General features: G+C 60.4%; 9 protein-coding genes. 5 read left to right on the forward strand and 4 right to left on the reverse strand.

The features are described from left to right. Nucleotides 1-3 precede the first annotated feature (3 nt). The 3 genes from ACP7E6_RS21475 to ACP7E6_RS21485 all read right to left on the reverse strand — a co-directional run bounded on the left by ACP7E6_RS21475 (nucleotide 4) and on the right by ACP7E6_RS21485 (nucleotide 1,671). Nucleotides 4-423: a type II toxin-antitoxin system VapC family toxin gene (locus ACP7E6_RS21475; RefSeq protein WP_426231744.1), complete on the reverse strand. Its 420-nt coding sequence runs from the start codon at nucleotides 421-423 to the stop codon at nucleotides 4-6. Beyond that, nucleotides 423-677 carry a type II toxin-antitoxin system Phd/YefM family antitoxin gene (locus ACP7E6_RS21480; RefSeq protein WP_426231745.1) on the reverse strand — a complete coding sequence of 85 codons (255 nt, stop codon included), beginning with the start codon at nucleotides 675-677 and terminating at the stop codon, nucleotides 423-425. The genes ACP7E6_RS21475 and ACP7E6_RS21480 overlap by 1 nt, the downstream gene beginning before the upstream one ends. A gap of 79 nt (nucleotides 678-756) precedes the next feature. Continuing rightward, complete coding sequence (locus ACP7E6_RS21485) at nucleotides 757-1,671, reverse strand: LysR substrate-binding domain-containing protein (RefSeq protein ID WP_426231746.1); 915 nt, start codon at nucleotides 1,669-1,671, stop codon at nucleotides 757-759. 135 nt (nucleotides 1,672-1,806) lie between these two features. Between ACP7E6_RS21485 and ACP7E6_RS21490 the strand changes: the two genes are divergently transcribed. From ACP7E6_RS21490 to ACP7E6_RS21510, 5 genes are all read left to right on the forward strand, one after another. Further along, entirely contained in the window at nucleotides 1,807-3,042 is a 1,236-nt protein-coding gene (locus ACP7E6_RS21490) for a urate hydroxylase PuuD (RefSeq protein ID WP_426231747.1), read from the forward strand. Then, complete coding sequence (gene guaD, locus ACP7E6_RS21495; protein WP_426231748.1) at nucleotides 3,039-4,373, forward strand: guanine deaminase; 1,335 nt, start codon at nucleotides 3,039-3,041, stop codon at nucleotides 4,371-4,373. The genes ACP7E6_RS21490 and guaD overlap by 4 nt, the downstream gene beginning before the upstream one ends. A gap of 987 nt (nucleotides 4,374-5,360) precedes the next feature. Further along, nucleotides 5,361-6,377, forward strand: coding sequence for a glycoside hydrolase family 25 protein (locus ACP7E6_RS21500; RefSeq protein WP_426231749.1), 1,017 nt, complete (start codon nucleotides 5,361-5,363; stop codon nucleotides 6,375-6,377). A 194-nt stretch (nucleotides 6,378-6,571) separates the two neighbouring features. Then, on the forward strand, nucleotides 6,572-7,726 hold the full coding sequence (locus ACP7E6_RS21505) for a calcium:proton antiporter (protein WP_426231750.1): 1,155 nt from the start codon (nucleotides 6,572-6,574) through the stop codon (nucleotides 7,724-7,726). 247 nt (nucleotides 7,727-7,973) lie between these two features. Further along, the gene (locus ACP7E6_RS21510) at nucleotides 7,974-8,720 is read left to right on the forward strand and encodes a F0F1 ATP synthase subunit A (RefSeq protein WP_426231751.1); all 747 of its coding nucleotides are present in this window, start codon (nucleotides 7,974-7,976) and stop codon (nucleotides 8,718-8,720) included. A gap of 37 nt (nucleotides 8,721-8,757) precedes the next feature. Here the strand turns inward: ACP7E6_RS21510 and ACP7E6_RS21515 are convergent, their stop codons facing one another. Then, nucleotides 8,758-9,597 (reverse strand): IclR family transcriptional regulator, encoded by an 840-nt coding sequence (locus ACP7E6_RS21515; RefSeq protein ID WP_426231752.1) that lies wholly within the window; start codon nucleotides 9,595-9,597, stop codon nucleotides 8,758-8,760. Nucleotides 9,598-9,800: the final 203 nt, after the last annotated feature.

Consider the following 9,800-nt stretch of genomic DNA (forward strand, 5'->3'; position numbering starts at 1 on the left):
TACTCACAGGCCGTGCCAAGGGTTGAGGCACGTCACACCCAGCGGCTGAAAATCCGATAGATTGCGCGTAACGATGACCAGATCATTGGCAAGCGCGGTTGCCGCAATCATGGCATCCGCATTCGGTTTTTTATGCGGTGTCGGCAATCGGCCGGCGATCGAGGCCGCGCGCCTATCGAAAGACAAAATCCTATCTGTGAATTCCGGGATAACAACCGTCGTCAACCAGAGGGTCAGATCATCCGCGAAATCACGATTACGACCTCGTTCGCGTTCTATACCGAACTCGATTTCCATGATTGAGACCGTGGAAATATATGCCGTACCTATATCGAATGCTCGGAGAAAATCTTGGTACTCTCTGGCTTGAAGATGGGGTCTGCGAGACGCAGATAGCGCGTCCGTATCGAGCAGAAATGTCATCAGAATTCGACGTCCCGCCCCTCGAAACTTACGCGTTCGGGAGTGAAATCATCATCGAACCGGGAATCCTTGTGACGTAAGGCATCATACAGGCTTCTGGACTTTTTCCAGTTATTTTCGAAATCGCTATATCGGACAAGAACATAGCTCGCTTCCCCATGCTCTGTGATGACGAGCGGACCTTCGTTCGCGGCTTTCTTTGCCTTGCTGGGGTTTTGGTTGAAGTCGGCGCTGGTCATGAGAGCATATGCCATCGGCATCTCCACCTAGTATATTTACCATAAGATATACTATTTTTTACGACATATTCAATTGGGTCGACTGCTTCCCTTCTCACTCCAGCATCTTGCCGATCATCCGCTGACAGCGTTCGGCCATGAAATCGATCATCAGCCGGACTTTTGGATCCTGAAAACGCTTGTGCGGGTAGATCGCCGCGAGCTGGACGCTGGCGGGCGGGGTGTCTTTGAGGATTTCGACCAGCGTGCCGTCATTGAGGTATGCTTTCACCTCGAACAACGGCTTGTTGATGATGCCCCGGCCTTCCAGCGCCCATTGTGTCAGGACATCGCCATCGTCGGAATCGTAGGGGCCGCCGATTTCCAGTTTGCGAATGCCGTCCGGCGTCTGCAGGGTCCAGTAATATTCCTTCGAGCCGGGATAGCGCAACAGCAGACAGTCGTGTTTGTCGTCGATCAGGGCGTCCGGCGTTTCCGGAGTGCCGCGCTTTGCCAGATAGCCGGGCGCCGCGCAGACGACGCGCTGGCAGTTGAGGATGCCGCGCATGCGCAGGTTGGAATCTTCGAGAACGCCGAGCTTGAAGGCGACATCGACGCCCTCGCTCAAAATATCGACATTGTGGTCGGAGAGGCGCACGCGCACCTCGATATCCGGATACTTATCGTGGAATTCCGGAATGCCAGAGGCGATCAGGCGGCGGCCGATGCCGAGCGGGGCTGTGATCCTCAGCGACCCTTTCGGATTGTGCGAGAGATCGGCGATGGCGCTTTCCGCCTCGTTGACGGCCTCGATGATCTTGACGGCACCGAGGTAGAACACCCGTCCATGTTCGGTCGGCGACAGTTTTCGCGTCGTGCGGTTGAACAGTCGCACGCCGAGGTGTTTTTCCAGCTCCTTGATACGATTGCTGGCGACGGCAGGGGTCACCCGCTGGTCGCGGCCGGCGGAGGAAAGCGTGCCGAGTTCAACGACGCGGACGAAGACACGGATATTGTCGAGATAGGACATGACACCCTTCTACCACAGGCGGCAACCGACCACAGCGGGGGTGATCTTATAGATTTTTTTGAAAGTGTTGGTGATTAACCGGCATTTCGGTTGGAATCGTCCAGTGGCAGAAGTCTCCCAAAGAGGGAGGCCCTTATGTACGAATACGCCATTGCCTGGGACTGGCTGACCTTCGCCGTCCGCTGGCTGCACGTCATTACCGCCATCGCCTGGATCGGCTCGTCGTTCTATTTCGTCGCGCTCGACCTTGGCCTGCGCAAGCGTCCGGATCTTCCCGCCGGTGCTTACGGCGAGGAATGGCAGGTGCATGGGGGCGGCTTCTATCACATCCAGAAATACCTGGTGGCGCCGTCCAACATGCCGGAACACCTGATCTGGTTCAAATGGGAAAGCTACGTCACCTGGCTTTCCGGCTTCGGCATGCTCGCACTCGTCTATTATGCCGGCGCCGATCTCTACCTGATCGATCCGAACGTGCTGGATGTTTCCAAGCCCGTTGCCATCGTCATATCGCTGGCCTCGCTCGCCTTCGGCTGGATCATCTACGACCTGCTGTGCAAATCGCGCTTCGGCAATGACAATACGCGGCTGATGATGGCGCTGTACTTCATCCTGGTCGCGGTTGCCTGGGGTTATACACAGCTGTTCACCGGCCGCGCCGCATTCCTGCATCTCGGCGCCTTCACGGCGACGATCATGTCGGCCAACGTGTTCTTCATCATCATGCCGAACCAGCGTATCGTCGTCGCCGACCTGATCGCCGGCCGCACGCCGGATGCGAAATACGGCCGGATCGCCAAGCAGCGCTCGACGCACAACAACTATTTGACGCTGCCCGTGCTGTTCCTGATGCTGTCGAATCATTATCCGCTGGCCTTCGGTACCCAGTTCAACTGGATCATCGCCTCGCTGGTGTTCCTGATGGGCGTCACCATCCGGCACTATTTCAACACCCGCCACGCCAACACTGGCAACCCGACCTGGACCTGGCTGGCCACCGTGCTTCTGTTCATCGTCATCATGTGGCTGTCGACCGTGCCCAAAATCCTGACCGGCAAGCCGGAAAAGGTTTCGGCGGCGATGCAGCCTTTCGTGACCGCAGAAGCCTTTCCGAAGGTGCGCGACACCATCCTTGGCCGCTGTTCCATGTGCCATGCCCAGGAGCCGGGCTGGGAGGGTATGATCAAGCCGCCGAAGGGCGTGGTGCTGGAGAGCGATGCCCAGATCGCCAACCATGCGCGGGAAATCTACCTGCAGGCCGGGCGGTCGCACGCGATGCCGCCTGCCAACGTGACGGCCGTGACCGATGACGAGCGCAAGCTTTTGGTCGCCTGGTACGAGACAGTTGTGAACGGAGGAAAAACCCAATGAGCGAACTCCTGATCCGTGGACGCGTGCTGACCTTTATCGCTGAGCCCCAGGGTATCGATGATACCGCATCCTATCTGACCGTGGACGATGGCGCGGTTCTGGTGCGCGGTGGCAAGATCGCTGCTGTCGGCGATCATGCCGAAATCAGCAAGGTTGCCGGCCCTGGCGTCGCAGTGGCCGATCACCGGCCGCACCTGATCCTGCCCGGGCTGATCGATACGCATCTGCATTTCCCGCAGACCCAGGCGATCGCGTCCTATGGCGCGCAGCTGCTCGAATGGCTGAACACCTACATCTTCGTCGAGGAGCAGAAATTCGCCGAGCCGGAACATGCGGCTTTCATCGCCGGACGGTTCATGGACGAGCTTCTGTCGAACGGCACGACGACGGCGGTTGCCTATTGTTCGGTACATCCGCAGAGCGTCGACGCCTATTTCACGGCGGCCGAACAGCGCGGCATGCTGATGGTTGGCGGAAAGGTGATGATGGACCGCAATGCGCCGGATGCACTGCGCGACACGCCTCAACAGGGTTATGACGAGACCAAGCGGCTGATTAACAAATGGCATGGCAGGGGCCGGGCGCAGTATGCGATCAGCCCGCGCTTCGCCATCACCTCGACACCGGAGCAGATGGAGATGAGCCAGGCTTTGGTCGCCGAGCATCGCGATTGCTACGTGCAGACGCATCTGTCGGAAAACAAGGACGAGATCGCCTTTGCCACCTCGCTTTATCCCGATGCCAAGGATTATACCGACATCTATGCCCGCTACGATCTTTTGACGGACAAGACGCTGCTCGGGCACTGCATCTATCTCAGCGACCGGGAGATTTCGGTGCTGGCCGAGACCGGCGCTGTCGGCGTATTCTGCCCGACCTCCAACCTCTTCCTCGGCTCCGGCCTGTTCGACCGCGACAGGTTCGACCGCCGCGGCGCCCGCTGGTCGGTGGCAACCGATGTCGGGGCGGGTACCAGCTTCTCGATGCTGGAGACGATGGATGAGGCCTACAAGGTGCTGCACCTGCAGGGCCAGCGCCTGTCGCCGCTCAATTCCTTCTATCGCATGACACTCGGCAATGCCCGGGCGCTGGGGCTCGAGAACCGCATCGGCTCGCTGCATGTGGGCGCTGATGCCGACATCGTCGTGCTCGATTCGAGCGGCAAATCGGCGATGGAACTGCGGATGCGCACGGCGAAATCGCTGGTCGAGGAGCTGTTCATCCTGCAGACGATGGGCGACGACCGTTGTGTGGCCGAGGTCTATGTGGCAGGCAAACCGATGAAGACGCGCAAGGCCGGTGTTTCGGCCAGGACACTGGAGCCGGCGTGAAGGTGTTACCCTCCCCTTGAGGGGAGGGTCGGAGCGAAGCTCCGGGGTGGGGTGATTTGCGGCATATGCAATAGGCTATGGTGCTCGTGGTGGTCACCCCCACCCGCGACTGCGTCGCGACCTCCCCCCTCAAGGGGGAGGTGGAAATCCCTCTTCTCCCCGGCGGGGAGGGGAGGCCTTTCATTGTTGTGTTTTCTCAACTTTTTCTTTTTCAGTTTCCCCGGATTTTCGGCTTCACGTGGCTTCGCCCCCTTCATCCGGCCCTGCGGGCCACCTTCTCCCTGCGGGGGAGAAGAGGGAGATCGCGGTCCTTCAACACCTCAAGCCACGCCCGGAAAATCCGCCGGGGGTTTTGCTTGCTTTCAGTCACTTGGCCGGGGCGCTGGAAAGTGCCGCAGGATAGTAAGTTTATATGACGCCTTCCGGCGCCCCGTTCAGTGTCTTTTGCCGCGCTTCTCAGGTTCTTCTGCGCTTTCCTCTCTGACAGGAAAGCCTCCAATGCCCCAGCCCGGCCGCTTATCCGCTGGGCTTTTCAATGAGGCGGGGTTTAGCCCTGGACCGCCCAAGGACGGTGTGACCACCCGGCACGCCCGGCCCGCTTTCACGAACCGGAGGAGAACCGCCTTTCACGCAGCCCCGGGGATTTTGCGCGCGTTTCGCCAAACCATCCGGCACCGGCCCCACCTCGCCGGCAACGCTTTCCGGTGTATCCGTGATGGGACGGGAAGAAGTATGGCACGGGTTTTGCGGGCGGGGATTTGCGGGGGTGAAATTTTTTTGATGAGCGGCGGACGAACGGCTGCCAGTGCGAGGCCGTCGCGGCCGGACTGACCAGATTTCGGAGACAAATCCCCTGCTGACGTGTCTGCCGCATCACCTCCGTATGTAAGAAAGATCGGATTCAATCTTTGTTGGTAATTATCCGTTAGGAATTGAAGGCAGTGGGGGCGGGTGCCGCCTGTTTGTTTGTTTTGCGTACGGGTTCCTATGCGTTTTGTGGCTGTTCCAGCGATCCTTCTTGCCGGCCTGTTTATGGCAGGCTGCACATCGAGTTCCGGGCCGGAAAGCCTGGTGGCGGGATTGCCGTCGAAGGAGACGACCAGTTCCGTCGTGCCGGGGCCAGTGCCTGCGGCCGATGTCGGCGCGCTGATTGCGCAGGCCGAAAGTCATCCCGAGCAACTGGCCTGGGCGCGTCAGGTTCCGCAGTCGCAGGCATTCGAATCCGTGACCGAAGGCATGGCTGTTCCGGCTGAACGCCCGGTCGCAATGATCATGCCGGAAAACCCGACAAGCGGCGCTTCGCGCACCCGGCGTGGGCAAATCTACGGCCACCAGTTCCGCGATGCGCATCCGATCAATTTCGGCAAGGCTTCGCCGCGCAAGCTCGCGGTACATGGCGTCGACGTGTCACGCTGGCAGGGCGAAATGGACTGGGCGAAACTGCGTACGCAAGGGGCGAACTTCGCCTATATCAAGGCGACCGACGGCGGCGACCATCTCGATCCGATGTTCAGGACGAACTGGAAGCGGGCAAAGGATGCCGGACTGAAGCGCGGCGCCTATCATTTCTTCTACTGGTGCCGCACGGCCGGCGAACAGGCCGACTGGTTCATCCGCAACGTGCCGCGCGATCCCGATGCGCTGCCGCCGGTGATCGACGTCGAATATAACGGCGAATCCAGCTGCAAGTACCGCCTGTCGCGGGCCAAGGCGATCGAGAAGATGCAGGTGTTCATGGACAAGCTGGAGCGCCACTACGGCAAGCGTCCGGTGATTTACACCGCACCGGATTTCTACCGTGACAACCTGACCGGCGAATTCAAGGACTATCCGTTCTGGCTGCGCTCGGTGGCAGCACACCCGTCGCAGGTCTATCCGGGCCGCAAGTGGCTGTTCTGGCAATATTCCGGCTCCGGTCTTTCACATGGCGTCGAGGGCAGGATCGATCTCAACGTGTTCCGTGGCAGCGAAGCCGACTGGCACGCGTGGGTGGCACGGAACTAATACGGAACCGGCTGCCGGTGACTGAGGGGTATTGCGGTGCCCAGCTTGGCCAGCGCCGTGCCCCAACTCCATCGCGACTGGACAGCGCCACAGTAGATTGTTAGAAAAATCCATATGCTTCGCGAAAGCCCGGCACGGACGACCGTGCCGCGATCCTAACCATCGGGGACGGCCCCTTGTGAGGTTCACAAGTCTTGTTGCCGAAATCTTCCCCTAGCCTGATCCATAGCCCTTATTTGAAACTCGCCATCGCCTGGCTGGTCGTCATCCTGTTCCTGTGGAAAGGATCCACCTGGCTATCCCAGCCGATGACGGTCTGGGTGGCCATCGCCTGTTTCGCCGCGCTGTTCGGCACCATCCTGCTCGGTTCGTTCGGTGTCGTGCGCGAGGCCGACCATCTGGCGCACGAGCTCGGCGAGCCGTATGGAACGCTCATCCTGACGCTGTCCATCGTGTCGATCGAAGTCATTCTCATTGCCGCCGTCATGCTTGGCCCCAACGAGGCGCCGACCATCGCCAGGGATTCGATCTTCGCTGTCATGATGATCATCATGAACCTCGTCACCGGCCTCTGCCTGGTTGCCGGTGCGTTCCGTCATGGCGAGCAGGAGTATAATGCGCAGGGTGCCCTTGCCTTCATTTCCATGACCCTGGTTTTGGCCGGCGTCGCGCTCATTCTTCCGAACACGCTGACGACGGGCAACGGCACCTTCCGGCCATCGCAGGCCATCGCGATCGGCTTGCTCACGGCGGCACTGTACGGCGCGTTCCTCGCTCTGCAGATGGGGCGGTACAGAACACATTTCATGCAGCCGCCCGCGGGCGAAATGTCGATCCGCAGGGAAACCCCCGATGCCTCGGCCGGGCCTTCGCCAGCACGGAGCGGTGCCGGCAGGCGCAAGCTTCTGGTTCACACCGTCATCCTGCTGGCTTTGATGGTGCCGATCGTTCTGCTCGCCCATGACCTTGCCGTGGTCATCGACTATGGCGTGGCCATCGCCGGTGCGCCCGTTGCTGTCGGCGGCGTGCTGATCGCGATCATCGTATTCACCCCCGAATCGATCACGGCCGTGAAGGCAGCGCTGAACAACGAAACGCAGCGGGCGATCAACCTTTGCCTCGGGGCCTTCGTGTCGACGGTCGGGCTTACCGTTCCCGCCGTGCTGGCGGTCGGCCTGGTAACCGGCAAAACCGTGGTCTTCGGGATATCGCCGACCGAGACCGTGTTGTTCGGGTTAACCGTGGGATTGACGGTAATGACCTATCTGGGGCGCCGGACGTCGATCACCCAGGGACTGCTGCATCTGATGGTGTTTGCGGTGTTTGCTCTGATGCTTTTCACCCGTTGAACCGTGCCTGCCTGCGGCGGCTTGCAATCGCCGCAGGATGTGGATATCAGGATTTCGTGCAGGACGACCTGCGCCTCGACCACCCTGGGGACGGCTCCGCATCTCACCCGTGAGAGCAGGAGCCGCCCGTGAAACCCTCTCCCTCGCTTTCATCATTCAGTCCCGCGATCCCGTCGCGCGTGTCTTTGCGCCCTTGAGCCGGCGTGCCGACCTGCGCGTGATCGCGATCTCTTTTCAAGGATAACCGATGGCCGGTCCTATTGAACAATTCGAAATCAAGCCGCTTCTGGAACTGACAGCGGGTGGCGTCGATCTGAGCTTCACCAATTCCTCCGCATACATGGTTCTGACGGTCGCCTTGGCAGCCGGCCTGCTTCTGATCGGCACGGCAAAGCGGAGCCTCGTGCCCGGCCGCTGGCAATCGGTGTCGGAACTTCTGTTCGAATTCGTTGGCAAAACCCTGCGCGAGAATGCCGGGAAAGAGGGCATGCGGTTTTTCCCCCTGGTGTTCTCGCTGTTCATGTTCATCCTGGTCGCCAACCTGATCGGGATGTTTCCCTTCGCCTTCACGGTCACCAGCCACATCATCGTTACCTTCGCGCTGGCGATGATCGTGTTCGGGACAGTGACGATTTATGGATTGGTGAAGCACGGGTTGGGTTTTTTCCGGCTGTTCATGCCCGCCGGGATTCCGATGGTGCTGGCGCCGATCATCATCCCCATCGAGGTGATTTCCTACATGTCGCGGCCGATCAGCCATTCCGTCCGCCTGTTCGCGGTGATGCTGGCCGGACATATTACGCTGAAGGTGTTTGCGGGGTTCGTGGCGTCGATGACCGATCTTGGCACGCTGGGGGTCATCGGCGCCATCCTGCCGCTGGCGATGACCGTTGCCCTGACGGCGCTGGAAATGCTGATGTCGGTCATCCAGGCCTATGTCTTCACCATGCTGACCTGCATGTATCTGAACGACGCCCTGCATCCCGGCCATTAATACCGGGAGCGACACGTTAGCTGGCTTGGGCGTGCCTTTATGGGCTGACGCCCCGCCGGCCGCCCATCGCCTGCGTCACCCCCTCGGCTGCGGCCTCTACCACAGGTCCAAGCGCGGCCAGCGTCGCGTCCGGGAGCCTGACCGCCGGGCCTGACACCGAAATCCCGGCGATGGCCTCGCCATATTCGTTGAAGATCGGCGCGGCGAGGCAGCGCATGCCGAGTGTGTGCTCCTCGTCGTCGATCGACCAGCCGCGCGCACGGATGGTTTCGATATCGGTCAAAAGCTTGGGCAGGGTATCCCGGGTTTTTTCGGTGAAGCAGGCAAGCGGGCGGGGCGTCAGCAGGCGTTCGATGGCAGCGTTGTCCCACGTCGACAGGATGGCCTTGCCGATGCCCGACGCGTGGATCGGGCCACGGCGGCCGGGACGAAAGAAGGCGCGCATCGGGGCGTGGCTTTCGACCTGCGAGATGAAGACGACATCGCCACCGTCCTCGATGCCGATATTGGCGGTTTCGCCGGAATGTTCCATCAGCTGTTTCAGGAACGGGCGGCTGATCGTGCCGAGCTTGCGGAAGCGCAGGAAGGCATTGCCGATCTCGAAGGCTTTCAGCCCGATCGTCCAGGCGCCGGTCTCGGTATCGTGGGTGACCATGCCGTGATTAGCAAGCGATGTCAGCAGCCGGTGGACGGTGGACGGCGCCATGCCGGACTGATCCGACAGGTCGGTCAGCGCGGCGCCATCGGCGCTGGCGACAAGATCGAGCAGTTTCAGACTGCGATCCAACACCTGCACGGAGGAGGGGACGGCGTTTTCGCTGGCCTTGCGGCCTGGTTTGGCGCGCAATTGATCCTGTTGTGTTGGCTTGGCGGGCATATCGGCTCCGTTGTGTCGTGGTCCATGACATAGTGCATCGTTGACGAAAGCGGAACGGTTTTTGGGCGCTTTCTGTCTCTTCTCCCTTTGTAACTTCCCTTCTTCCGCATTTGGCGCTGTAATGCCAGTTGCGGTGGCGGATGGAAGACCGTCGCACCTTTGGGACACCAAGCCCGTGGGAGAGCAAGGGTCTCCGTCCGCCG

The organism is Pararhizobium sp. DWP3-4 (assembly GCF_049898205.1).
Lineage (GTDB): Bacteria > Pseudomonadota > Alphaproteobacteria > Rhizobiales > Rhizobiaceae > Pararhizobium.